17 protein-coding genes and 2 pseudogenes are annotated in these 25,391 nt (G+C 40.7%); 12 read left to right on the forward strand and 7 right to left on the reverse strand.

Annotated features, from left to right (window positions below):
- The 6 genes and pseudogenes from H6G48_RS09460 to H6G48_RS09490 form a co-directional block, all read left to right on the forward strand.
- Positions 1-453 (forward strand): ISAzo13-like element transposase-related protein (locus H6G48_RS09460; RefSeq protein WP_190721283.1); only part of this gene is annotated, 453 nt, incomplete at its 5' end.
- Between the two features lie 26 nt (positions 454-479).
- Positions 480-1,086, forward strand: a pseudogene (locus tag H6G48_RS27155) (restriction endonuclease); the annotation flags it as partial.
- A 59-nt stretch (positions 1,087-1,145) separates the two neighbouring features.
- Entirely contained in the window at positions 1,146-2,780 is a 1,635-nt protein-coding gene (gene prfC / locus H6G48_RS09475) for a peptide chain release factor 3 (RefSeq protein ID WP_079206484.1), read from the forward strand.
- Positions 2,781-2,893: 113 nt separating this feature from the next.
- Positions 2,894-3,604 carry a lysophospholipid acyltransferase family protein gene (locus H6G48_RS09480; protein ID WP_190721287.1) on the forward strand — a complete coding sequence of 237 codons (711 nt, stop codon included), beginning with the start codon at positions 2,894-2,896 and terminating at the stop codon, positions 3,602-3,604.
- A gap of 394 nt (positions 3,605-3,998) precedes the next feature.
- Complete coding sequence (locus H6G48_RS09485) at positions 3,999-4,982, forward strand: GntR family transcriptional regulator (RefSeq protein WP_190721290.1); 984 nt, start codon at positions 3,999-4,001, stop codon at positions 4,980-4,982.
- A gap of 323 nt (positions 4,983-5,305) precedes the next feature.
- Positions 5,306-5,746, forward strand: a pseudogene (locus H6G48_RS09490) (vWA domain-containing protein); the annotation flags it as partial.
- A 97-nt stretch (positions 5,747-5,843) separates the two neighbouring features.
- On the opposite strand, the gene H6G48_RS09495 reads toward H6G48_RS09490, so the two are convergent.
- From H6G48_RS09495 to H6G48_RS09505, 3 genes are read right to left on the reverse strand one after another with little or no spacing between them, the layout of a single operon-like run.
- Entirely contained in the window at positions 5,844-7,925 is a 2,082-nt protein-coding gene (locus H6G48_RS09495) for an AAA family ATPase (protein WP_190721291.1), read from the reverse strand.
- A gap of 13 nt (positions 7,926-7,938) precedes the next feature.
- Positions 7,939-11,802, reverse strand: a complete 3,864-nt coding sequence (locus H6G48_RS09500) for a caspase family protein (protein ID WP_190721293.1) — start codon at positions 11,800-11,802, stop codon at positions 7,939-7,941.
- Between the two features lie 3 nt (positions 11,803-11,805).
- Positions 11,806-12,192 carry a hypothetical protein gene (locus H6G48_RS09505; protein ID WP_061430453.1) on the reverse strand — a complete coding sequence of 129 codons (387 nt, stop codon included), beginning with the start codon at positions 12,190-12,192 and terminating at the stop codon, positions 11,806-11,808.
- A 176-nt stretch (positions 12,193-12,368) separates the two neighbouring features.
- On the opposite strand from H6G48_RS09505, the gene H6G48_RS09510 reads away from it, so the two are divergent.
- Both H6G48_RS09510 and H6G48_RS27160 read left to right on the forward strand, forming a co-directional pair.
- Positions 12,369-13,625, forward strand: a complete 1,257-nt coding sequence (locus H6G48_RS09510; RefSeq protein WP_242034608.1) for a hypothetical protein — start codon at positions 12,369-12,371, stop codon at positions 13,623-13,625.
- Between the two features lie 712 nt (positions 13,626-14,337).
- On the forward strand, positions 14,338-14,559 hold the full coding sequence (locus tag H6G48_RS27160; RefSeq protein ID WP_002793352.1) for a hypothetical protein: 222 nt from the start codon (positions 14,338-14,340) through the stop codon (positions 14,557-14,559).
- A gap of 1 nt (position 14,560) precedes the next feature.
- Here the strand turns inward: H6G48_RS27160 and H6G48_RS09520 are convergent, their stop codons facing one another.
- Positions 14,561-15,154 (reverse strand): Uma2 family endonuclease, encoded by a 594-nt coding sequence (locus H6G48_RS09520; RefSeq protein ID WP_190721295.1) that lies wholly within the window; start codon positions 15,152-15,154, stop codon positions 14,561-14,563.
- The gene (locus H6G48_RS09525; RefSeq protein WP_190721298.1) at positions 15,151-15,750 is read right to left on the reverse strand and encodes a Uma2 family endonuclease; all 600 of its coding nucleotides are present in this window, start codon (positions 15,748-15,750) and stop codon (positions 15,151-15,153) included. Before H6G48_RS09525 ends, H6G48_RS09520 begins: the two co-directional genes overlap by 4 nt.
- A gap of 220 nt (positions 15,751-15,970) precedes the next feature.
- Here H6G48_RS09525 and H6G48_RS09530 point away from each other — a divergent pair, with 220 nt between their 5' ends.
- The 4 genes from H6G48_RS09530 to H6G48_RS09545 all read left to right on the forward strand — a co-directional run bounded on the left by H6G48_RS09530 (position 15,971) and on the right by H6G48_RS09545 (position 21,341).
- Positions 15,971-17,890 carry a long-chain fatty acid--CoA ligase gene (locus H6G48_RS09530; RefSeq protein ID WP_190721300.1) on the forward strand — a complete coding sequence of 640 codons (1,920 nt, stop codon included), beginning with the start codon at positions 15,971-15,973 and terminating at the stop codon, positions 17,888-17,890.
- 61 nt (positions 17,891-17,951) lie between these two features.
- Positions 17,952-18,401, forward strand: coding sequence for a YlqD family protein (locus H6G48_RS09535; protein WP_002756613.1), 450 nt, complete (start codon positions 17,952-17,954; stop codon positions 18,399-18,401).
- A gap of 247 nt (positions 18,402-18,648) precedes the next feature.
- The gene (locus H6G48_RS09540) at positions 18,649-20,013 is read left to right on the forward strand and encodes a DUF3370 domain-containing protein (protein ID WP_190721302.1); all 1,365 of its coding nucleotides are present in this window, start codon (positions 18,649-18,651) and stop codon (positions 20,011-20,013) included.
- A 443-nt stretch (positions 20,014-20,456) separates the two neighbouring features.
- Positions 20,457-21,341, forward strand: coding sequence for a hypothetical protein (locus H6G48_RS09545; protein WP_190721303.1), 885 nt, complete (start codon positions 20,457-20,459; stop codon positions 21,339-21,341).
- A gap of 262 nt (positions 21,342-21,603) precedes the next feature.
- On the opposite strand, the gene H6G48_RS09550 is transcribed toward H6G48_RS09545, so the two are convergent.
- Together H6G48_RS09550 and H6G48_RS09555 are read right to left on the reverse strand one after the other, a co-directional pair.
- The gene (locus tag H6G48_RS09550; RefSeq protein ID WP_190721304.1) at positions 21,604-23,139 is read right to left on the reverse strand and encodes a TIGR04222 domain-containing membrane protein; all 1,536 of its coding nucleotides are present in this window, start codon (positions 23,137-23,139) and stop codon (positions 21,604-21,606) included.
- 407 nt (positions 23,140-23,546) lie between these two features.
- Positions 23,547-25,277 (reverse strand): Rqc2 family fibronectin-binding protein, encoded by a 1,731-nt coding sequence (locus tag H6G48_RS09555; RefSeq protein WP_190721305.1) that lies wholly within the window; start codon positions 25,275-25,277, stop codon positions 23,547-23,549.
- Between the last annotated feature and the right edge of the window lie 114 nt (positions 25,278-25,391).

Here is a 25,391-nt window from a genome sequence, read left to right on the forward strand (position 1 = left end):
ATTGTGGATTTATTGGAGCATTGGTGGGCGATGGTAAAAGACCGCTTTGGCCACATTCACAAATTGGTGATTAACCAAGACAATGGGCCGGAGAACCATTCTCGTCGTACTCAGTTTATGAACCGGATGGTAGCCTTTGCCCAGCAGTCGCAATTGAACATTGAGTTAGCCTACTATCCCCCCTATCACAGCAAGTACAATCCAGTAGAACGTACCTTTGGCTGGCTGGAGCAGCATTGGAAGGGGAGTTTACTCGATAGTGTGGAAACGGTGCTTCACTTTGCCGAAACCCTTACCTTCAAAGGAAAAAATCCGGTCGTCAAGCTCATTGAGAAGGTTTACCACACTGGGGTAAAGTTGATTCAGAAGGCAATGGCAGAGTTGGAAAAACAGATTAATCGACTTCCCCATTTGCCAAAGTGGTTTGTGGAAATCCCTTATCAAACCACTTGACTATTGGATCATCTTTTTTATGGAGTTCTCTTAATCAATTTATCAGCTATTGTCAACAGATGATTGATATTCAACAGCAAGATCCCCAGAAAGCCATTGAATTTATTCGGAGTTTACTCAGACCAAACATTGATGCTAGAGTTTTTGAGATTGTCAGTTATGCAATTCTTAAAGAGTATTATGGGGAACAGAAAATATATTGGGGATGGTCGCCTGATCAGTTAAACTCTGAATACTTAACTTTTATATAAAACTGGTCGAACAAATGCCAATGACGGGGGGATAGATTTTGTCATGAAACCCCTAGGTCGATTTTTTCAAGTTACGGAAACGATAGCTGCTGATAAATATTTTTTAGATATTGATAAAGTGCAAAAATATCCCATTACTTTTGTGGTTAAAACCGAGCAGACTTGCGAGGAAATTTTAGAAAAAGTTGCGGAGCAAGCTAAGATAAGATACAAGATCAGGGCAATTGTCGAAAGATATCTAGAATCGGTAGAGGAAGTGATCAATATTCCCGAATTAATCAACCGTTTTGAGCGGGTTTTAGCTCAAGGTAAAGGAGGAGCGGTAATTGCAGAAATGGTTTTACAGAGCCGGATTGAGTTTAACCTAGAATCAGAGCCATAAAGATATCTAACTCCCCAGCTAAACTAGAATAGAAAGATAGGAAAGCGATCGAAATTAGAATGACGACCGAAATTGAAAAAGAACTAGAAACCAGCGAAGCTGTCTTGGAAAAACGGCGAAATTTTGCCATTATCTCCCATCCTGACGCAGGAAAGACCACCCTGACCGAAAAACTGTTACTATACGGGGGTGCAATCCATCAAGCGGGTGCAGTCAAAGCAAGACGCGACCAACGCAAAGCCACCTCCGACTGGATGGAAATGGAAAAACAACGGGGAATTTCGATTACTTCCACGGTTTTACAGTTCGATTATCGTGATTTTCAGATTAATCTCCTCGATACTCCCGGCCACCAAGATTTTAGCGAAGATACCTATCGTACCCTAGCCGCTGCCGATAATGCAGTGATGTTAATCGACGCGGCCAAAGGTTTGGAACCGCAAACGAGAAAACTCTTTGAAGTGTGCAAACTGCGACAGTTGCCTATCTTTACCTTTGTTAACAAAATGGATCGCCCCGGCCGCGAACCTCTGGATTTATTGGACGAAATCGAGCGAGAATTAGGATTACAGACCTATCCCGTCAATTGGCCGATCGGAATTGGCGATCGCTTTCGGGGAGTTTTTGATCGGGCCACCCGAACCATACACCTGTTTGAACGTCGCTCCCACGGCTCTCAGGAGGCGCAGGAAACCGTGATCGAGCTTGGCGACCCCAAAATTGAAGATCATCTCGAAAAAGACCTGTATTACCAGTTAAAAGAGGATATAGAACTGCTCTCGGAATTGGGTGCGGAATTAGATTTACCAGCAGTCCACGCAGGAGAAATGACCCCGATCTTTTTTGGTAGCGCCATGACCAATTTTGGGGTGAAATTATTCCTAGAATCCTTCCTCGACTATGGATTGCCACCCAGAGGACGCAATTCCTCCCTCGGTGTCCTTGATCCCACCTATCCCGATTTCACCGGTTTTGTCTTCAAACTGCAAGCAAACATGGATCCCAAACATCGGGACCGGGTGGCCTTTGTGCGGGTATGTACGGGGAAATTCGAGAAGGATATGGTAGTAAACCACGCTAGAACCGGTAAAACTATCCGTTTATCCCGTCCTCAGAAACTTTTTGCCCAAGATCGGGCAGTTATTGAAGAAGCTTATCCCGGAGATGTGATCGGATTGAATAACCCCGGGGTCTTTGCGATCGGTGATACCATTTATATGGGTAAAAAGCTCGAATACGAAGGTATTCCCTGTTTTTCTCCGGAATTATTCGCCTATCTCAGAAATCCTAACCCTTCCAAGTTCAAACAGTTTCAAAAAGGAGTCTCGGAATTACAGGAAGAAGGGGCCGTACAGATATTATCCTCGATCGATGAATTTAAACGCGACCCAATTTTAGCCGCCGTCGGTCAATTACAGTTTGAAGTGGTGCAATTCCGTCTTTTAAGCGAGTACGGAGTCGAAACTACCCTCGAACCCCTAGCCTATAGTTTAGCCCGTTGGGTAGCCGGGGGTTGGGCCGCTTTAGAAAAAGCAGGTAAACTCTTTAATACTCTAACTGTCAAAGATTACTGGGGTCGTCCCGTCTTATTATTCAAAAATGAGTGGAATTTACAGCAAGTCAAAGAAGATCATCCCTCTTTGCAATTAAACTCGATCGCACCAGTAGGATCGGGAGTACAACCCCAATCCTAACCCTTAATCCCCCAAGACAATTGCCGAACTGGTCAGGACAAGATGGCGACCCCCCAGACAACTAGACTAAAGTAGAAGAGGTCAGAAAGTCTCGATCTTTCCTAACACTTCGGATGTCTCAAAGCACTATCGTTGACGAGTCCCTCACCATTAGAAAAAGTCCTGCTGTCAATTCCCGAATTAATCCCTGTTTAATTCGCTTTTGTTATTTTCTGGGAAATTATCTGGTTTTACCAGCTTTTTTCAGCAAAATAACGGTTAAGGGACAGGAAAATATCCCCCTAACGGGGGGGGTCATCCTTGCACCTACCCATCGTTCCCGTTGGGATGCGCTGATTTTACCCTACGCGGTGGGACGCTTAGTTAGTAGACGCGATTTGCGCTTTATGGTTTCCGCTAACGAGATGAAAGGGGTGCAAGGTTGGTTGATCCGACGTTTGGGGGGTTTTCCCGTCAACACCGATCACCCCGGTATGGGTAGTCTGGTCCATAGCGTCGAACTTTTGGCCGCGGGGGAAATGGTGGCGATTTTTCCGGAAGGGGGTATCTGTCGCGATCGAGTGGTTCATCCTCTTAAACCGGGGGTAGCGCGGATCGCGTTGGAAGTTAAGATCATGAAACCCGATGCAGATATCAAGATTTTGCCGGTAAGCATTAGTTATAATCAGCCTTACCCCGGATGGGGAAGCGAAGCGACAGTAAACATCGGTCAAGGGATTAATGTGCTTGATTATCAACAAAATTCGCTAAAACGGGAAACTGTCCGCTTAACCAAAACCTTGAGCGATCGCTTAAAACTTCTCCACGAGGATCGATCACCTTAATCAGCTGTTGATACTAAATCCTGTTCAAAAAGTATAGTATAGTGGGGGGGTCACTGCGTGCGCGTTGCGGGGGGAAATGGGGTGATAGGGAGGTGGGGTGTGGGGAGAAACAATTCATAACTTGAGAGTTAATCACACTATTAAAAACGGATTTGGTATGACTATCTACCCCATGAGTGGGATTTCAGGGACGGATTAAAATGATTGTTTTAACTATTTTTAAGTAAAAAAGTAGCTTTTCTAGTTTAAATAAATAATATCTTGTTTTTTTCTGCTTCTAGCTCCTGAATACTGCCTCGGAAACCCATCAGATCAGGGAAGATGTCCGATTACAGCAGAGGGTCTAATGATAGAATGGGCATCAGCGAAAGTAGTTTGTGAGTGAAGTGATCCGATGCAGTTCCAAATCCAGCCCGACAGTGAAATACCCGCCTCTAAGCAATTATTTGACCAAATTCGCTTCGCTATCGCCTCTCGTCAGTATCCCCCGGGCCATCGTTTACCTAGCACCCGTCAACTAGCTATGATCACGGGATTACACCGTAATACGATAAGTAAAATTTATCAACAACTGGAAGACGATGGGTTAGTAGAATCCATAGCAGGTTCGGGGATTTATGTCAAGGCTCGCGGGCATGAAAACGATAATTTATCGGGTTCGCCCCTATTGGAACAAAATCCAGAAATAGGCCGACTAATTCGCCAGAGTTTGGCTGGTTTTCTCGCTCAAGGTTTAACTTTAGAGCAAATTCGCGAGTTATTACTGGCGGAAATCGATTGGCGATCGCAGTGTCGTTCTCAAGTTCTTGTCACCATTCCCCGTCACGATTTGGGTGCCGGAAAACTAATGTTGAGAGAATTAGAGCAATCCCTCAAAATTCCCGTCCAATTAGTGGCAATGGAGGATTTAGCCCAAGTTTTAGCCAATACTAAATCTGCCACTGTTGTCACCAGTCGCTATTTTATCAGTGTGGCGGAGGAAATTGCCGCTCCTTTTCACCTACGAGTCATTCCCATCGATATCTACGATTACAGCAAGGAATTGGCATTAATCAAAAAATTACCCACCGATAGCCGTTTGGGGATTGTCAGTATTAGCACCGGTATTATTAAGGTGGCCGAAATTTTAATTCATAGTTTACGGGGCGATGATTTATTAGTTATGTCTGCCCAAATTCATGAAACGGATAAGTTAAAAGTTTTAGCTCGAACTTCCCAGACAATTATCAGTGATCAAGCGAGTTATACTTTAATTAAAAATCTGATTAATGAAGTGCGATCGGATTTAATTCGTCTGCCAGAAATTATCTGTAGTGATAATTATATTGGGGATAAATCAATTCAATTGCTCAGACGAGAATTAGGATTGGGTGGTTAGAGGATAAGCTAGGACACATTTTAACCTCTGAATCTCCCCCCTTTACTGTTACCTCTTGCCTTATCTCAACAAGCAATTTAAGTAGGGAGGCACAATTATTTGTAGGATGGGTTAGCGGTAGCGTAACCCATGCTGGCGTTGGGTTTCATGCTTCAACCCAACCTACGTTCTTTAAAATTTAGTTTACTCTATGGTTACTATTGACAATAACCTAGGGCAAATCGAGAATAAAAGCAAAAAAAACTTTTAAGAAGTATTAATTTTTTAGTACAATGGGGCAAGGATAGGGATAAGCTCAATTTTTCACTCTCGGACGAGGTTAGATGAAAAGTGCTGAATGTTTAACGGTATCCCCCGGGGAACCGCTTACCGATTGGCAAAAACTCGGATTAGATTTGGTGGCTCGTTGGCAGGGACGAGATGTTATCCTAGCGATCGATCTTACCGGTAGTGTTAACTTTAATGATGAAGGACGCACGCGCCTCGGTCAAATTATTCGCGATAGTTTAAAAAATAACGATTCCGTTTATTTACTTCCCTTTGCTGATAATATCCAACCGATTGCAGAACCGATTTTAATTCGCGGAAAGGAAGATATAGACGCGGTTTTAAAGGCGATTCCCTGGCAATCTAGCCAAAGTGCTAAAAATACCGATATTCAGCGAGCAGAATGGCACGTTTATACTCGACTGGCACGCTTAAATCAGTGTCGTTTAACTGCCAATCAAGCTATTAAACCCCAGTCGGTAGTTTGGATTTCAGATTAGGTCGTACTGGTCGAGATGTGTTAATGAGAATTCGTCGCTTTATTATTGATAAATACGGGAAGTTATCTAAAATATTTGAGCTTGTTAGCTTACATTAATTGTATTCTAATCTTCCTTTGTGTTTCAGTTGCCACATCCCACTGCTACCAACCGGGGTAACTTGTGCAGGTGAAATTAAGGTAAATTTACTGGTGTTGCCGCTTTTATAGCCATCAAATAAAGCAGATACTGTAAACTTTTGAGAAGCGGCAATAGCGTGCTGTTTCGGAAAGAGTAAGTAATCGTTTCCTACTGATACGATATAAAATCCATCAGGGGACACATTAGATGTCAAAACCACAGGCTTACTACAATTATTCCGTCTTTCTGCTCCTTTATCTTCATCCTCGACCACTTCTCCCTGTTTGTGTACCCCATGAATATTAAGGATAGCATCTGGAGACTGATTATAGGAATTGATTATGTTTTGCCATTGCCGGGGAATATCTACTGTCTCAATTGCCTCTTTGTTAAGCAGCTTTCTTAGTTGCTCAATCTCTCTTTTAAGTGCTTCGATATCTTGGGCATTTGTCTGAACTTTTAACTCTAAATCTTTTTTATCTTGCTGTAACTGGTTTACCTGGCTATTTAGAGTTGTAGCTTGTTGTTCTAGTTGTGCTTTTTCAATGTTTACCTTGCACAATCGTGTTTCTAGGTTTTGATAAGAACTAGAAAGTCTATCATTTTCCTTACGCAACTGTTCCACTTCTCCTGAACTAAACTGCTCGATTTGCTGACGTTGTTTTGCTAAGTTCTGCGATAGTCGATTACGTTCCTCAGTTAGCTCTCTAATTCTTGTCAAATGACGTTCTTTTTGATCCTCATATTCTTGAATTTTAATCTCTAATTGATCAACTTTTTCTTTATGTTGAGATATACTCCCACCCTCTTTACCTATACTTAAACTACCAACTATTTCTTGAATATTACTAAATTTATTGCTTAAATCTTTCAGTGTATTTTGCGTAGTTTCATCTAGGGAAGTTGATTTTACATCAGTGATTATCTCTTTTTTAATAGATTGAAGTAGTTCCTCTAGCCAATTTTGAAAATAAACTGCTTTTGTATCTTCCTCCTGCTTATCGTTATCACTTTCAACAAGAATCGATTGTGATATAATTATTTTCTCATATAGTCCATTGAATTGTTTCCTAACGTTTTCTAGGCTTTTTTCTATTTCTTTTACTTCTGAACTACTAAGTTGTTTTTTATTAAATGGTAGAATTTGTAGCCAAGAAACTTTTTCTTGCAAACCTTCAATTACGCTTTTAATTTTTGGCAATTCTACTAAAATTTTTTGCTGTTCATCAGATGAATCTGTCGGTTTCTTAGTTTTATAAGTGATAAGAACGCCAGTCATTCTGCTCCATAAAAAAATAAAACTAATGGGAACAGAAAGTAACGCAAGAGTATTGAATAATGGCCATACCCAATTATTACGATTAATATCCTTCTTAAGTTGTTCTAATTGAGTTTTTAAATCATCTGTAGTTAAAGTAGGTTGCTCTGATGAATTATCAATTTTTAAAGTTGCGAGAGGTTGGGTTACATTTAGAATTTGCTTTAATAGCTTTTTAGTCGCAATTCGTTGGTTGTCGCCATCTTGACCTGGATCAGTGCTATCAACTGTTTGCGTATAGAATCCTAAATTCTGTAATTTTATTTGTGCTTGTCTATGTTGTTTACTTGCTAAATCTTCTAGAATTTTTCGCTGTTGAGAAGTTCCTTCTAGGATAGGTTCAATCTTTGAATCAATATTATTAAAACTGATTTTCGTTTTAATATCATCAGATAAACTATCTTTAAATGTCTTGTAAGCAGTAGCAAGTTCATCAACAATTTTTTTTGCTTTAGCATAATCTACAGGATTTTCTACTTTTGCTTTATTTTCTGTAACTTGAATATTTGCAACAAAAGTATTCAGAGCCTCGCGTTTTTCTCGCAGTGCCTTTAAATTTTTAATAGCGGCAGTCTGTTGATCGTCTGCAACTGTTGTTGATTGCCCCATTGAACTTCCTGTCGCTGTTGAAGGAGAAGAGTGTTGTGCTTGATGCCCAGAAAGATTACAACCACTTAACAACCCCGCAGATAATCCCGTTGCTAAATAAAGTATCAGAAATGTTTTTCTAACCCTCATCGTTCCTTTCCTCCTATAGTCTGCTATTTAATTCTTTTAATAAGGCTTTTAACCCTAAGATAAAGGGAGGTTCAACCCTGACATCCTCTGAGTTACGACCTTCTAAATTCGTTAAATTGTATTCTACCGAACGCTTAACATTTGTCCAGAGACTATTGCGCCATTGTTCATCGTCATACTGTCTGAGCGGTTTAATACTGGTGATTTTTAACTCCTTAAAAGCTTGTTGAAAATCCTCTAGAAATTTCTGAAGATTGGCTAATCCTACCTCCTCATCATCTGATCCAACCAGCTTAAAGCTTTCAATTTCCTGAAATTGAGTTAAATCAAGGCGATCTTGCCAGCCAAAAGCCTTCCCATTCACCTCACAATCTTCTCCTGCGAAAATCACTTCATCATCATCTTGTAATCCCGTTAGACGAGTCACATTTTGATCTAAAACTAAGCCACAAGCGACTTCTGCTTTCGGTTTAGAACTGAGGACAGTGGGTTCTTTTTTGTTCTCAAATCCTGATGCTTTACTGAGCAATCGGCTAAAAAGAAGAGAAGTTTCACAATCTGGACTAAATCTTCCACTTAAATCCAACCAATTAAGAATCCGAGAGCCATTTCCCCCAATATAGACTGGCGTATTCAGCTTACGAGTGTATTTTTCCTCAATGTCTAAAGCACGCAATACAAGACCGATATAGTAATACAAACCTGAAATCCCTAGTGTAGAAAGTTGTACAATCGTTTGCAGATCAGTATCGTCGTCCATCAGCGTTCGATTGCGTTCTAACCACTTGCTTCCTTCGGCCGCCAATAAGCCATCAAGTTTCACGAAAAAGGGTTCATCCCGCAAACTACTGCTTAAATCACTTAAATCTGTATTAAATTGCTGATTAAGAAAATCAGGTCGGTTTTTCCAAAATTGGGAAAAGAGGAGTCTTCCTGCTATCTGTACCGAACATTGATGAATCAAACGATTACCAACCCAGATAGAAATATCGGACGTTCCCCCTCCCATATCAATGCAGGTGGTATAAAGGAGGTCTTTTCCTTCTTCATCGGCAAAATAATGGGCTAATGCTAAACTTTCTGCACGATAGGGGTTGCCTCTGTCTAACCATTTATGGTCAATTCCCGTCGTTTTGCCTAAATCCTCGATAATTCGTTGCCACGTCACTTTATAGAGATTTTTGTCACTGCGAGAAAAGGCCGAGGGATAGGAAATAGACCAGTTGATCTTTTTGACATGATTTTCCGCCGCTTCAGCCGTAATTAAAAGGGCTAAATGCTTTAGAAAGGTGCGAGTATAGGCAATATTCTGAGGGTGCCATTTAAGATCGGTTTTAATATCATCTTGAGTGGGGTCAAACGCTCTGACATCTCCCAGAATATAGACTCGTCCATCTAAAATAGGTCTTTCTTGTCCAGCAGCGCCTCTAATCGTCAGAGTTGATGATACAGGAAATGTTTCAGCTTCGCCAGACATAAAGTAGTCATATAAAATGAAAAAACGATTAATTTGAGAGAATTGGGTAACTTGGAGATGTAGGGGAGTTAAGGTTACAGGTCTTCTAATATTTTCAGTTTGATAATAAGCAGTAGTAGATGATGTACCATAATCAACGCCTACTGTCCATGTTTTATTGGGATTTTGATCCCCCACTTTAGGAGGTGTTTTCAACAAAATTAACCCTTGAGAAATCCCTGTTTCATCCTGACAAAGAATATAATCGGGAAAACTATCTAAACGAGTAATTTGGAAGTCTTTAAGATCAAGGGGATGAATTTCTGCCGCTTCGGGGAAAACGGCTCGAAAGATTTTATTTTGTTTAGTCGCTTCGGTGCGATCGTCAAAATATAGCGCATAATACGCTTTCCAGTTCGGGGCTTTAAAATTCGGCCAAATTTCTAAGAATGGTTTCGCTGTAATTGCATTGTTAACTTCAATAGGATACTCTCTGTGAATGGTAAAGTCTCCCCCAGATAAGGGTAAAGTTAAAGATACTCTGACGGCTGATTGGTTGCCAATGGTCGTCGGATTAAAAGCAAGGCGTTTAATGAGTTCTTCTGGGCTAAAATAATCAAGTATTTTAGGCTTTAGGGGTAATAAAGGCGTTAAAATACGTTTCTGCTCGTCAACTATTATTCCTTCAGGAAGTAACGCCCCCGGTAATTGTCCTTCTCCTTCTAAATAGTAGAAAGTTTTTGCGAAAATATCTTCTTCACTAATGTGATGCAAATTTGTCTTGGATTTTGCGTCAGTCCCCACAATCCCTACTTCACTTGGTATTAAAATACCTATTTTCTCTTTTAATATTCGTAAAAGACGAATACAAGTCATATCTCCTTTAAATGTATGGGTAATGCTCGCTTCGCCGTTATCTTTAATATATTTACGAATAATAGAAAATCCGCGTCCTATTCCTTCCAGTACCAGTAATCTTGACAAATACATAGAAAGTGCTTCATCAACTGGCACAGACAATGTATGATCTTCATATATCAGTTGTTCCCATGAAATCGAATCAGGAAAATTACCCGGACTATGGACTTCTAAAGCTTGTGGTGTTAGCTTCACTGTAATATTTCCTGATTTATTATAATCTCTATGAGTAATGGCATTTGATATTAATTCTCTGACAACTACAAGGTCAATTTCATCGGTTTCTTGTCTAAGTCCTTTTTGATCTATGTAAGATATTTTCTCTATTTTTTGAGTCACTCGTTCCATTAATTGTTTAAATTGATAAGGTAGAGAGCCACAAATTTCTTCTCTTTGGAATTGTGGGCTATCAAGTTGTCCAAACACGAAAATTGATCTAGCTGTGGAAAAAATTTTATCTGGATATTTATGGAAGCACAATACGGCTGATTTGTGTAGTTTCCGTTGTCCTAAATAATCAATAGGTGAATATAAACTTAGAAAATCTAAAATGTCTTCCCTGTTCTTTCCTTTCCACAACTCATTAGGATAAACTCTTTGAGCATATTCTATAATTGAATCCCAATCTAACTCCTCTATTCTGGCTTCTATACAGGGATGACGACTAGGAACAGTTTTTTCATATAATAATCTTAGGTCTTCTTGAGAAGAGATAATCTGAATCTTGGAATTATGTACTATATTATTATCAATTTCTTGTAAACCACTTTTATTTTTAGCAATCCAAATATGTTGATTAGCTCCGTTGATCGTAAAAATAGGTTTCTGAGGATAACTTTTATAAATTTTATTTGTTTCTAGCTGTTTTTGTATATATCCAATAACATCAGAAATACTAATTAAACTATTGGGAGTAGCTTGACCATCTAACCCCCCTTCTATCGCTTGACATAACAAATGGGTGAAGACGCTAGATGAACTGTCTGCCAATTCATAGCTCTTCTGACTTTCTTGACAAGAGGCAATAATAGCAATACCTTTAGGTAATTCTAGTTCTAGATTTTCCAAGGGATTAAATTCGTTTTTTTTAGTCCCTATTTCACTTAAGATTTTGCCACTATGACAAGCATCAATAATAATGATAGCACGCTCAATTCCTGATGCTCTTAGCTGATTTATAAGATTTTTAAAAGGGTAATAACTATCTTCATCTAAGCCCAGTTTAATACAATATTGCTGATTTTTGACAATTCCATGCCCGGAGAAATAGAACAATAATTGATCGCTAGAATTCAATTTTTTGAGAATTTCTTTTAGTTCTTTTAAAAAGGAAAATTCGTTCTCACAATTGTGAAGAGGCGGATAAATAGGCTCGCATCTTCCAAGATTAGGATCGGTTAACAAAGTCCACAAACGAGATGAATCACGGTTGCCAGCCTGCAATTCATCCCCTGTCCGTGCATTAACAACAAATGCTATTCTTTTCCCTGTTGTTTCGTTCATGATTTATTGTTTATAAATGTTGACCAAAATATTTGATTCTGTTGAGCTAGACTGAAGTTGAGCAATTGTAGTTTGAATATTTTCAATTTGTTGCGGAGAAATATTTTCAATGGTATAAGTTTGAGTTCCAATTGTCATTGAAACAGAGTATCTGGGTTTTTGAGATTGCCAGTATGCTAAAACTGAAATAAAAGTTCCGACAGCAGATAAGGCTAAACTAGCAATGGCTATTCCTATCGTTAATCCGCCATCCTTCACCTTAGATAAAGATTCAAGTTTTTCTTGTTTTACGGTTAAGTTACACTCTTTTTCAATTAGCATAGCAAGGTATTCTAATTCATAAGAGTCTTCGGATGTAACCTCGTGTTGTAAATTTATGTTAATGTTCATAATTGTTTGTTCATTATTACTAGACTTATTATAATCCAACTAATGGCAGACAGGAACAGTATCGATTACCATATAAAACCACTAAAACATAAATCAAGTTTTTCTGTTCTAAATTTATGTTATAAAATCCTGACAAACCAGAAAAAATCATCATTCAAATTGATGGTACGCCGTCTATGAAAGGGTTTGTCAGCGATCGCAATAGTCGTTATATTAGAACCCTAAGATTATTAAGAAGTGCCACTACAACAGCTTTTCCTACTACTCCATCTCCAACCTTTTATGTTTTTGGGACTCAGCGACTCAAGGAGCCGATCAATCATCAATCAGCTGAAAATGCTGGGTTTTATAGTGGAGGAAGACCTGAATTAAGAGATGCGGCCACTCATAAAATTATCGCACCCCAAAAGACTGATCCGCCCAATTCTCTCTATGTAATTGTCACAGATTTATATCAAGAAAAAGCTCAATGGGAAGACTTAGTAGCACAACTCAAAGATAATTATCTTCTCAAAGATGGCTACGCCGTCGGTATTATCGCAGTCAAAAGTGAATTTTTGGGGGATATTTATGATGTCGGATTAGATAATATTCGTTATCCCAGTGTTAAAACAAATCATCCCTTTTATATCTTAGTGTTAGGTCGCTATTCTCAGGTTAAACAATATTTCGATAAAATCAAATCGGAAAGTCAAAATACAGGACTTGATTTTCCTGCTGAAAATTTTGTTATTTTCTCCACTCAAATTTTTGAAAAACCTGCTTTACTGCAAATTAATGACAATGAACAACCTACCCCTTCATCTTCTTCTCCGACATCAGATAATCCTCAGAAATCAGGAATTAGACGAGTAGAAGTGATTAATGATGGTAGAATAGTGATCAAAAAAGTGGAGAATCCTCAAAATGTAGAACGACTTATTATTCCTAGTCAAACGAGCAATGATAGTCCAAAAGAGACTTCTTTAAAATATAGACTCAACTATAATCCTCTGCCCTATACTTTGCCCCTAGGGAATTCTGCTAGTTATCAACTCAATGGTGATAGTGACTTTAATAACAACACAAAAGAATTTAAAAAGTTAGATCCCCAAAGTTCACTGATTCCCCTTCAACTAACGAATTGGCAATCTACGAATAATCAATTAGAATTTAATGCTTTAATAAATCTTGACAATAATCCTCAAGGAATTGGCGTTTATCGCTTAATTTTTGATGTGTTTCCCGAAAAAATTTCTGGCTCATCAAGACCATATCAAGCCCCGTCTTGGTGGAAAGATTGGAGTTTTGGCGAAAACGAAATTTTTGCAGGAGATAGAACTTACAATTTACAACCCTTTTTATATAATCTAGGAGATACGACTTTTAGAATTATTGAAAATAAGCCAAATGTTGCTCTTGGCCGTCTTTGCTTTATTATCCACAAAAAGTAGGGGTTTGTCAATCAATCAAAACACGGGAGCATCGAGAGCATCCCATTTATGCAAAAATATAAGAGAGAACACCAAAAATAAGTGATTAAATTTATTCAATAGGACAAGCAGACATAAAGAATTTATCTTCATTATCGCCTCTAAGAAGGAATTAAGGAAGAGATTTAGACAATTTATTCCACTGTAAGCGATTAAATAGCCAGTTGACCATTAGACACCTCCATAATATTATTTTAAGACTGAAAATGTTTCCAGCAAAGGAGTTGGGCTAAATAAAAATTATTTTATTTGCCCCATAGTTTTTCTATAAAATTAAATTAGCAATGAAAGACATACATTTCAGCTGTCGCACTATTTTGTTAGTACACAGCATAAAAGCAAGCTGTGATTGGTTTATCACTCTGGGAGATATCTACTGATTAGGTATCTCGAATAAGCAAATCGAAAACTTCAAAAACTGCAAACAGCAACCCCGATAGTTATCGATGAAAAATCAGGAAAATTCAAATTTCAGTCGGGAAGTGCCCAATTAAACCCTGCTTTAAAAACCTATATTCGTCAGCGCATTATTCCCGCTATCGAAACCATTACCAAAGACAGAGAAATCGACTTTATTCAAGTAATTGGACACACCGACGGACAAGGAATACAGAAGACAAGTAATCTCGATAAAAATATCGAATCGGTTGCCAGCAGAAAACAATCTGTTAAAATGCTAGTACCCGGTTCTAACACTGATTTAGGATTAATGCGAGCTTTAGCAGTCGTCCAAGAAATCGAAAACACAGGTAAACTCAAAAATGTCAAATTTCGAGCTTTTTCCGCAGGACAGTTATACCTCCCATCAGGTAAATTAGCTGCGGTTAATCGTGACGCAGATGCAAGCAGACGCAGAATTGAAATCCGTTTTATTCCCCCCGGTAAAAAACAATAATTTATTCTATTTCTTCCACGGAATAATTAACCGTTTCTAGGGTGACATCCTCGTATAAATCCCGAAAAGATGCCGTCAGATTAATACTATGCAAACTAAAACTTTCTTGCTGATAGGTTTGCAGAATCCATAAACCCTGTTCACCCCTGCGAAAAGTTTCCACTCGTTGGTGTTTACTATTGACTAAGACATATTCCTCTAAACTTTCTAGAGTTTGATAATCATTAAATTTATCCCCCCTGTCAAAAGCTTCTGTAGAATCGGAGAGAACTTCGATAATCAATTTAGGAAAACTTTTGTAGGTAGCAGTTTCTCTATCTCTGTCATCGCAGGTGACAATAATATCGGGATAATAAAAGTGATTACGTTTCTCTAATCTGACTTTCACATCGGCAAAATAAACCCGACAATCGGAACCCCGCAAATGATTGCGAATGATAAAAGTGAAATTGAGTCCGATAATATTATGAGTATCCGTCGTCCCTGCCATGGCGTAAACTTGTCCATCGATATACTCGTGTTTAATGGGACTTTTTTCTTCAAACTGAAGATATTCTTCTGGAGTGAGATTATTATAGTTAGATAAAGCAATCATGGTTTTTCAGGAATTTCGGGAGTATCATTAACCGTTTCTAGGGTGACATCCTCGTATAAATCCCGAAAAGATGCCGTCAGATTAATACTATGCAAACTAAAACTTTCTTGCTGATAGGTTTGCAGAATCCATAAACCCTGTTCACCCCGTCGAAAAGTTTCTACTCGTTGGTGTTTACTATTCACTAAGACATATTCCTCTAAACTTTCTAGAGTTTGATAATCATTAAATTTATCCCCCCTGTCAAAAGCTTCTGTAGAATCGGAGAGAACTTCGATAATCAATTTAGGAAAACTTTTGTAGGTAGCGGTTTCTCTATCTCTGTCATCGCAGGTGACAATAATATCGGGATAATAAAAGTGATTGCGTTTCTCTAATCTGACTTTCACATCGGCAAAATAAACCCGACAATCGGAACCCCGCAAATGATTACGAATAATTGTGTATATATTCCCCGAAACAATATTATGAGTATCAGTCGTCCCTGCCATGGCGTAAACTTGTCCATCGATATATTCATGTTTAATGGGACTTTTTTCTTCAAACTGAAGATATTCTTCTGGAGTGAGATTATTATATTTAGATAAAGCAATCATCGTTTTTTATGATAGTTACAACTATATTAACTACCTAAGCAAAATTAATTATACATCTCGCTAACCTTGTTGCACCCTTGTAAGAGTACCTATCTGAAAAAAGCAAATTAACTTTGCAGGACAGATACCTGTTGAAATACTGTCTAGGAGAACCGGCAAAAAGAGCCTGGAATGGTTAATCTATATGCTATTACCCTTGTAACTCCCTATAACTACTGCTATGACAACCCTAATTGACTATTCAAATATTCAATCTTTACCCGAAGTTTGGTCAATAGTTGCCCAACGTTTCCCCAATATTATCGCTCTGCACGATCCCCACAGTAAACCGGAAGTAATTCTCACCTATCGGGAACTTTATCAACAAATTCAGCAATTTGCCGCCGCTTTACAAGCATTAGGAGTCACAGAAACCGAAAATGTCGCTTTATTTGCCGATAATAGTCCCCGGTGGTTTATTGCCGACCAAGGTTCCATGGCAGCCGGGGCCGCCAACGCGGTACGATCTGCTCAAGCAGATGCAGAGGAATTAGCCTATATTTTGGCCGATAGTGACAGTCAGACGCTGATTGTCGAAAATAACAAAACTTTAGGGAAATTGCTGGCGAAAATCCCTGAATTGCCCCTAAAATTAATCGTGCTGCTCACCGACGAAGACCCCGCTACTGGGGCGATTTCCGTGCAGACCTTAAATTTCAAGCAACTAATGGCGATCGGGGCTGAGAACACCCTTAAACCCATCACCAAGGGCGAAAATGATCTGGCTACCCTCATCTACACATCGGGAACGACGGGACAACCAAAAGGGGTGATGTTAAGTCACGGTAATCTGCTGCATCAGGTACGCAACTTAAATGCTATCTTTCAACCGGATCCCGGCGATCGAGTTTTAAGTATACTACCTTCATGGCATTCCTACGAGCGCAGTTGTGAGTATTTCAGTCTAGCTCAGGGTTGCACCCAGATTTATACCAGTATTCGCACTTTTAAGCAGGATTTAAAGCAATTTAGTCCGCAATTAATGGTGGGAGTTCCCCGTCTTTGGGAATCCCTTTACGAAGGTATCCAAAAACAATTTAGCGAACAACCGGCCACAAAACAGAAATTAGTGCGATTTTTGCTAGAAAAGTCGGAAAAGTACGTTATTGCTAAACGTATCGCCGATAATCTCAGTCTAGATCACCTTCACGCTTCCGGGATCGAAAGACTAAAAGCAAGAATTCAATCCCTCTTACTCTATCCCCTCCATGCCATCGGTGATAAGCTAGTTTATGGCAAAATTCGCCAAGCAGTGGGAAATAAAGTTAAAATCTTGGTTAGTGGCGGTGGTTCCTTAGCCAGACATCTAGATACTTTCTATGAGATTGCGGGAATCCCGATTTTAGTTGGTTATGGACTGACAGAAACTTCTCCCGTCGCTACCGTCCGTCGTATCGATCATAACCTGCGCGGGTCTGCCGGTCGTCCCGTCTTTCAGACAGAAATCTGTATTGTCGATTTACACAGCAAAGAAGTCTTACCGACAGAAAAACACGGTTTAGTCTTGATTCGCGGTCCGCAGGTGATGCAGGGATACTATAAAAAACCCGAAGCAACCGAAAAAGCGATTTCTCCCGATGGTTGGTTTGATAGCGGTGATATTGGTTGGTTAACCGCTGCCGGGGATTTAGTCTTAACCGGACGGGCCAAAGATACAATTGTTTTGAGCAATGGTGAAAATATCGAACCGCAACCGATTGAAGATGCTTGTTTACGCAGTCCCTTTATCTCCCAAATTATGCTAGTGGGACAGGATCAAAAAGCTTTGGGGGCTTTGATCGTGCCTAATCTTGATATACTGGCCAATTGGGCGCAAGAACAGAAAATATCCTTAAATTTACCCGATCTTCACAGCGATCGCTCAACGATTCTTTCTAGCGATCTCTACAGCAAAAAAGTCTTAGCTCTCTACCAACAAGAATTAAAGCGCGAGGTAAGAAATCGGCCCAGTTATCGTGCCGATGACCAGATTAAAACCTTTGAGTTAATTTTAGAGCCTTTTTCCCAAGAAAACGGCATGATGACCCAAACTTTAAAGATTAAACGACCGGTAGTAACGCAACGCTATCGCGATATGATTAACGAGATGTTTGCCAAGTAAATATTTCTGGCAAATATTCCCTAACCCCTTGACAAAAAGACCTTTTTAGGATAAGCAAATCATGGATGACGCACAAACCAGTTTATTACTGAAGCGCCCGGTGACAATTAAAGTCATCGTGACTCCGCGCTGGAAAGAAGAAGCACAACAGCAATTACAAGCACAAATGGCTCAAATTGACGCACAAATTCAACAATTAGAAACCCAAGGCCAAAGAGCGATCGCCGAAATTCAGCGTCAGAGCCTTATCCCCTTACCCCCCGCGGCTGCCCAACAGATTGACAATATTCAAATCCAAGTCAATCAACAAAAAAGTGAGTTTCTCGAACAAAAAAACCAGTATTTGCAACAATTGCAACAGGTACAACTCTTGGAACTCAATCAAGAAGTCGCCCAAGCACAACTAGAAAGCTTTTTCCGGGTCGAAAAAGGCGATAACTTAGTGGCCAAAATGAATGTGGAACTCGTCCTTAGAGATGGCATCGTCGAAGAAATTCGCGGCGAAATTTAAAGCTAGGGTGAGCAGTTACGGGTCATTCTCAACTTAACCCTTAAAATCGGCAATAGCAAGGGGTATTCTCCCTTGCTCACCCAGAAAACCGCCCCTAGCTCACATCACCCCTGACAAGACTTGATCAGACCTTAAAAATATATTAAGATTCTTTATCGATCGCCAAGACAAACTCGCTTATATTGTCCTATAACTTCACCTCTCCATCGACTCACCCTTAATTAGATCCTATAAATATAGAATCTCTATGCTTTCTTTCTTACCCACTATTCTTTTAGCTCAGTCCGCCTCGGTTCTGCCCCAGATAGAGAGGAAATTAATCACCCAATATCAGGAAGTGCGTCAGTTGCCCGGTCAACTGAATGATGTGCTGGTTTTTAATAGCAATAGTCCCGAAATCGTAGAAAAAGAGGGAATTCTCCTCTCTACTTTCCCCGGCAAAGGAAAACGTTTTCCCATAGCCCATCTCAATCATCCCCTACAAGGACGTTTTGACGTTTTCACCCACCACATCGCCCGTCAAACCGATCCCGATCGCGACTTACACCAGGGTCTGATCGTTACTAATCCTACCTCCAGAAACCTCGTTATCCGCATCCTGCAAGGAGTCAGTTACGTTACCTCCGCCGATGCCCCTTTTGTCGATTTACCCTCTCTGGTGGAAGATCCCAACGGCCGGGTTTTTTCCGGTCCCGGTTCCCGTTTAGCCAGCGATATCATGCGTCGTCGCCATGATACCCAATTTCCCGCCCAGATCGTCATTCCCCCAGGCCAAAGTCGGATGCTATTCGATCTGGTTATCCCCAGAAGTAGCGCCCGCTCGACCCTCCTGCGTCTCTACAGCGATGGACCGGTCTATATGGCCAATTTAGCCCTCTACGAAGTTCCCCAAAAAGTCAAAATCGAAGATCGGGAAATAGCAACCTTTCGTCCCCCTACCCTAGAGGAATGGCGTACCCTATTAGTTAGAGGTGATTTAGCGGCTCCTCGCGATTTTCCCCCCACTCCCCCCGATCAATGGTTCCCTGGAAGAAGAAATTTTTATGGTCGCGTGGCCGGAATTTCTGTCGGTTCGGAATGGGCAACCCGCATTGTCGATCCCAAAGGGGGAATTAATCTCACCATTCCTCAACCCGGTCAAGCTTTTGCCTATCCTTTAAGTACGGTGACAGCAGCTACTTTCGGAACCAGACAAATTCAAAGCGCCCCCATGTTAGTGCGTTATCCCGATACGGCTTTCAAAGCTCACGGTAACTACGGTGTTCACTACTATCTGACTTTACCTCTATATAACAATACCAGCAAAACCCAGGTGGTGGCTTTGAGTATTCAAACCCCAATTAAAGAAGACAATTATCTCGATCGCTTGCTATTTGTTGAACCCGTCCAGGGACCGGTATTTTTCCGGGGTGCAGTGCGCGTTACCTATCGTAACGCACTGGGACGCACCGAGGAACGTTTTTTCCATCTCGTTCAACGGGAAGGACAACAGGGAGAAGCTTTAGTACAGGTGGAACTTCCCCCCGGAGCCAGACGCGACATTAATCTCGATTTTCTCTATCCCCCCGATGCCACACCCCCCCAAGTTTTGAGCGTTAAAACTTTGGAATAAATAGGGTTTGCGGCAAAAAGTACGGGCGAAGCATTCGGTTAGAAAATCTACGGTTTCACCGATAGGTTATTGCCCGAATGCTTCGCCCCTACAGGACGCGGGCCGATGAAGACGCCAGGTTTTGAACGACGATTCTCTCAAAATCTTGCACCTGTTTCGCTCGTAAAGCCACAAAGCCCTTACCTTGCCTACATTTCACATTTATTCAGCCAGCCCTAGATAGTTTTTCTCGAAAAGTTAACGGCTGATTGTCGGGGGTAATAAGTAGACCTCTTGCATAAATCCGAAAACAAACGATAGAAACAATAATGGGAGGGACTTTCAGTTAATTATTTATTAGTAGTTGATAATCTTCAAAAATGTTGCTGTACAAGGATCGACTTAAGACTTTTGCAAGAGGTCTAGTAAGATACACTGAAATTAATCTCTCTGTGAATCGGCCGATGAATATTAGCAAAACTTGCTTTATTTTCTGCTTATTATCTCAATTTTTGGGCAATGCAGCTGCGAGTTTAGCCGTGACTAAACTCGATTTTGATACCGGTCAACCCCTAACAAATCAAGTGGTTAGATCGGGGAAAATTAAGGTACAAGTTAGCTATCAACCCATCGACCTAAACGAGAGAGTTGATGATAATTATGATATTAATAATGTTTCTTATCAAATCTTTTATAACGAGCAAATTTATCAGGAAAATAGCGGGTATAGTGCCTTTGGATCCGGCTATGTCGAATTAAGAGATTTAGATAATAATGGCATCGATGAGATTATCGTCTCCACCTATAGCGGCGGCGCACATTGCTGCACATCTTTGGTAATTTATACTTGGCAAAAAGATAAATTTATTAGAGAAGAAACGGGTTTTTTAGATGGTAGTGGTGGTTCCTTTGAAGATTTAGATGGAGATAATAATTATGAATTTGTCACCGTTGATAATGCTTTTTTATATGCTTTTAGTTCCTACGCCGCCTCTTTTCCTCCCTCCAAAATTTATACTTTTCAACAGGGTAAATTAGCGGATGTCACTAGAAAATATCCCCAAGAATTAAGGAAAACTTTAGCAGCAATGTTGAAAGCCTTTCAGTTAGCTAAAAAAGAAAAAGCCGAAGTTAATGGCATTTTGGCCGGTTATGTCGCCCAAAAAATTCTCCTAGGAGAATACCAAGAAGCTTGGCAATTTCTCCTCGCTAATTACGATAAAAACTCCGATTGGGGTCTCGATATCTATGGCGAAAGTACAGCGATCGGCAAATATCCAGACTTTCCCGCTGCCCTGAGCGCTTTTCTCCTGAAAAATGGCTATTTAACCCCAGTTCGGGTTAAGTAGAGGCGATAAAATTCCCTGTTCCAGGAGAGTTTTTTCGGCTGATGGCAGTAAGCAATCAAACCAGAGAGGAGATTAAGGCAAAAATTAACAGAGCTACGGTGGCGGGAATGTTCAACGGAAGTTTCCCTTTGACAAAAAGCGACAACCTCTGCTGTGGCAGAATCTGTATGGGGGAACTTCCGCTAAAAACAGACAAATTTAACGGAGTTCGCGGTTCGGCATCACGCTTCGATCGAGCGGCTGTTAATAGCCTTGAACTCAATCAACCGCCACAACCACCACAACCACCACAACCGCCATCACTGCCGCCATCACTGCCGCCACTGCCGCCATCACTGCCGCCGCCACTGCCGCCATCACTGCCGCTACTGCCGCCACTGCCGCCATCACTGCCGCTACTAGCAACGGCTGTGGGAGTCAGCATTTGATACAGGTCTGCTAAAGCAGTATCGGCCATCAGAACTGTTGCTCCAAAAAACGCGACCGCAAGTACAAGTTCAGAATCGCTGCTATTGGCTGTTTTTAAAGGTTGTAAGCGATTTCTTAAATCCTTAAAAATGATCTCTCCATAACGGCTGCGCTGTGGTTTGACAAAAAACCTTGCTCCCAAAACTAGAAGCCCAAATATACAGATGAGAAGTAAACCAACTGGCTTATCGCGAGAAATTCCCACAGCCATTTTGCACAAGCCTATTCCTAGAAGAATAACCACAATCAATGATGGATAAATTTGGGCTTTGAATGCTTGGGCATCGCTCAGAAACAAACCAAGTTGTTCTAGGCGGGCACGAATGCTATCTTTCATTCCTGTAGACTTCCGGAAAACCTGTTCAATTGCCCCATCAGTGGCCAAAATATCTTGTGCAACCGCCTTTTCTACAGGATCGGCAATAGCATCGATCTTTCCTGTCACCACCAGTTTGCTTTGTGTTCTTCCAAATGGTGATTTTTCTTTTAATACCTCCACATAGCCTTGTTTTACCAAACTGGTGATTGCGGCCATAATCAGGCGATGATTGCCACCCGCCAAGAAAGCTATCTCGTAAGTATTTAAATCAGGTTGCTGCTTTGTATTAGTGCTAACTAGGCACAGGGAAAAACGTAGCCAGGCTGCCAAAGCGATTCCCATCACTCCTAGGGAAATATAGAAGGTTAAAAATTCCGGACCTGTAAAATTCATTGGGTTAGGAATTTGGGAGATTATCTGACAGCCAGTTATCATCAGTGAAAGGAAGGCTAAAAAGGTAAAGATGCCTATTTTTCGCAGTTGTGGTTTCAAGAAGATTGTCAAATTAGGTTTTGACAAAACCCAGCTTTGTTGAGTGTTGATCCGGATAAAATGCAAATCTCGCCCGAATCGGTCTTTGGGTTTAGGCCAAATATCTATTGGGGGAATATGTCCAAAAAACTGTTCGTAACTTTCTAGCGTCTTGCTATACCAACTGCCAAATTTTAATTGCTCGGATGAACCCCCACGAGTCGGCTCGTGATGTAATGTGGTTTGCAAAATTTTGGGACAGAACTCTTGCCAGTACAATCGCGTATAGGTCAGATGTAAATGCCAAACTTGATCGATTTGGTCGGATGGCGTGACCGGATGTCCTGCTGCAACGGCTAGAAATATAAACTTTTTGTATTCCTCGATCGCTCTCTGAGTATAGCCTAAGGACCAGCCGTTATCTTTTGCTAATCGTTGGCTGAAAGATAATTGACTATCTGGCCGATCCAAGGCAAATGCCTGAATTCTTTTGTATAGCTCTATCTGTTGAAAGTTCATCGTCCCTAATGGGCTATCCATAAACCCGGCCTCCCGAAAAAAACTGTTTCTAGTCGTTTATTTAGGCCGAAGAGGCTTAACTATGCGTTAAGTTTAAATTTCTTTACAAAAAGCTGGATGCCAACTATCCCTCTTTCAACTGGGCAATAAGTCTCGGAAACCCAAAAGAAAGTTGAGGAAAGTGACAGAAGCGGTTAGGTGAGGATAAAATACCAGTGGTCGCTTTAATATCACCTGAATAGTCGGTTTTTTGTGTCTTTCCCGAGACTATCGGCTGCTACCACTGGTTTGCTGTTGTTTGTTGTTGTAATCCGAGGAAATATAGTTCTTGCGTTCCCAAGCGCCTGAACTGCATTTGTCTCTCTAGTAACAATTGTAACAGACAATACCCATTTTGTGTAAAAAAAAGTAAACAATTTGGTAAAAAATTATTTTTTGCGGTAATCCTCAACCCTCTGAGGACAGCCCCAGATTACCGTTTCCTGTTTGTAAACCACCATACCGGGCTTTGCGCCCTTGGGTTTATAGACGTATTTGGGACGGGTATAGACGACGGGAACCTGTTCACTATGGCGAGCGCGGCTATAATAAGCGGCGTAATCGGCGGCAAATTGCAGATCGGCGGCTTCTGGAACTGTACCGGGGGTTAAACGGAGTAAAACGTGACTACCAGCAATTTCTTGACTATGAAACCAGATATCGTAATCGCTGGCGCTACGAAAAGTTAGCCGATCATTTTGACGGTTATTTCTGCCAATCCATAATTCTACTCCAGAGGGAGTAATAAAGCGCATGGGTTCAGATTCTTTATTATTCGTCCGATTACGCTGGTAATTGCTTTCTAGATACTTTTGTTGGATTAATTCTTCTTGTATCTCGTCTAATGCCTGTAAATCTTCGCTGCTGCTATAATTTTCTAGTTGACTTAAACTCGATCGCACTTGTTCGAGATAATTAATTTCACTGACCACTTCCTCTAATAAAGGTTCCACCGCTAACCGCGCCCTTTTTAATTTCTGATGTTGTTTATACAAATATTGGGCATTCTGCACGGGATTTCTTTCGGGATCGAGAGGAATAATTACAGGTTTTCCTGTCTGGAAATCCGCCAAACTAATGCTAGTCATTCCCTGCTGTATTTGCTGCAGATTTGCCATTAATAAATCCCCTTGCTCTTTATAGCGATCGGCATGAGCAGATTCTGCTAGTCTTGTTTGAAATCCTGCGGCTTTGGTTTGCAGTTTAGTCAGTAAAGAGGTGATTTTTTGGCTTAATTTTTGCTGTAGTTGTCGAAAGCTTTCTTGATTAATTTGGTCGCTATAATAACGGTTTAATAATTCTTGGACATTTTTAGCCGCTGCCAGTATCTCCCCACCGATCACCGTATAACCTTCTCTTGTCCATCCGGGTTTAAAGGTTTTATTTTCCAAGATTTTTAACCATTCTTGCCAAGCTGAAAAGAGCTTTTCCCAATCGGTATTATCTAACTGATCCGTGTTTAATTTCGGGTGAATTTTTGCTTTTTGTAACAGCGATCGAGCGATGACTGGACTAACCCCACGATAGGTACTAACTAGCTGTTTTTCGATAGTTTTAGGGATTAAACTAACTCGGGCTTGCCAACTGCTCAAGGATTCTTCTAAACTGGGATTTGTTGCCAATAAAACGGGGGGTAGTTGATAGATTTGTCCCGTTTGTACGGTGCGAACACTAGACTGGGTAGCATTAACTTGATGGGCAACGGTGACAATTTGATTATCAGCCGCAGTTAAAATAACATTGCTATATTTGCCCATAATTTCTATATACAAATGCCCCAGGGCCGGATCATCGGGACGTTGGGCAAATTGTAGATCGATGACTCTTTCCCACGGGGCAACAAATGCTAATTTTGTCAGGGCAAAACCATTGAGTTGATGACGCAATTGATCGCTGAAAGTGAAGGTATCTGGGACTTTTGGCGGTGGATCACCAATATGCAGCCGCGCCCCTTGGGGATGCCAAGAAATAATTAACCATCCCTTGCGATCGAAGGTTCGTAAATGGAGGGCGATCGTTTGGCGATCAATTTGATACACTTGTTCTAGTCTCGCCGGCAGCCAAACGGCAGCAATTTCGGCACAAGTGGCGCTGAGGGTGGTAAAGTCTACGGATTGCATTTTCAGTTATCAGTTATCAGCTGTAGGGTGGGTTAGGCGACGGTAACTGCTACAGTTTAGTATTGATTTTGTGTTCGCCGTAACCCACCAAATTATTGCTCCTTTTTTCTCGGT

The organism is Microcystis flos-aquae FACHB-1344 (assembly GCF_014698375.1).
Lineage (GTDB): Bacteria > Cyanobacteriota > Cyanobacteriia > Cyanobacteriales > Microcystaceae > Microcystis > Microcystis aeruginosa.

What these genes read in the sequence shown, in the direction of transcription:
- H6G48_RS27160 (WP_002793352.1), top strand. Translation starts at nt 14,338, where the DNA reads ATGCTAGTACCCGGTTCTAACACTGATTTAGGATTAATGCGAGCTTTA.
- prfC (WP_079206484.1), top strand. Translation starts at nt 1,146, where the DNA reads ATGACGACCGAAATTGAAAAAGAACTAGAAACCAGCGAAGCTGTCTTG.
- H6G48_RS09520 (WP_190721295.1), bottom strand. Translation starts at nt 15,154, where the DNA reads ATGATTGCTTTATCTAACTATAATAATCTCACTCCAGAAGAATATCTT.
- H6G48_RS09555 (WP_190721305.1), bottom strand. Translation starts at nt 25,277, where the DNA reads ATGCAATCCGTAGACTTTACCACCCTCAGCGCCACTTGTGCCGAAATT.
- H6G48_RS09495 (WP_190721291.1), bottom strand. Translation starts at nt 7,925, where the DNA reads ATGAGGGTTAGAAAAACATTTCTGATACTTTATTTAGCAACGGGATTA.
- H6G48_RS09550 (WP_190721304.1), bottom strand. Translation starts at nt 23,139, where the DNA reads ATGGATAGCCCATTAGGGACGATGAACTTTCAACAGATAGAGCTATAC.
- H6G48_RS09500 (WP_190721293.1), bottom strand. Translation starts at nt 11,802, where the DNA reads ATGAACGAAACAACAGGGAAAAGAATAGCATTTGTTGTTAATGCACGG.
- H6G48_RS09530 (WP_190721300.1), top strand. Translation starts at nt 15,971, where the DNA reads ATGACAACCCTAATTGACTATTCAAATATTCAATCTTTACCCGAAGTT.
- H6G48_RS09480 (WP_190721287.1), top strand. Translation starts at nt 2,894, where the DNA reads ATGTCTCAAAGCACTATCGTTGACGAGTCCCTCACCATTAGAAAAAGT.
- H6G48_RS09535 (WP_002756613.1), top strand. Translation starts at nt 17,952, where the DNA reads ATGGATGACGCACAAACCAGTTTATTACTGAAGCGCCCGGTGACAATT.
- H6G48_RS09540 (WP_190721302.1), top strand. Translation starts at nt 18,649, where the DNA reads ATGCTTTCTTTCTTACCCACTATTCTTTTAGCTCAGTCCGCCTCGGTT.
- H6G48_RS09510 (WP_242034608.1), top strand. Translation starts at nt 12,369, where the DNA reads ATGAAAGGGTTTGTCAGCGATCGCAATAGTCGTTATATTAGAACCCTA.
- H6G48_RS09505 (WP_061430453.1), bottom strand. Translation starts at nt 12,192, where the DNA reads ATGAACATTAACATAAATTTACAACACGAGGTTACATCCGAAGACTCT.
- H6G48_RS09485 (WP_190721290.1), top strand. Translation starts at nt 3,999, where the DNA reads ATGCAGTTCCAAATCCAGCCCGACAGTGAAATACCCGCCTCTAAGCAA.
- H6G48_RS09545 (WP_190721303.1), top strand. Translation starts at nt 20,457, where the DNA reads ATGAATATTAGCAAAACTTGCTTTATTTTCTGCTTATTATCTCAATTT.
- H6G48_RS09525 (WP_190721298.1), bottom strand. Translation starts at nt 15,750, where the DNA reads ATGATTGCTTTATCTAAATATAATAATCTCACTCCAGAAGAATATCTT.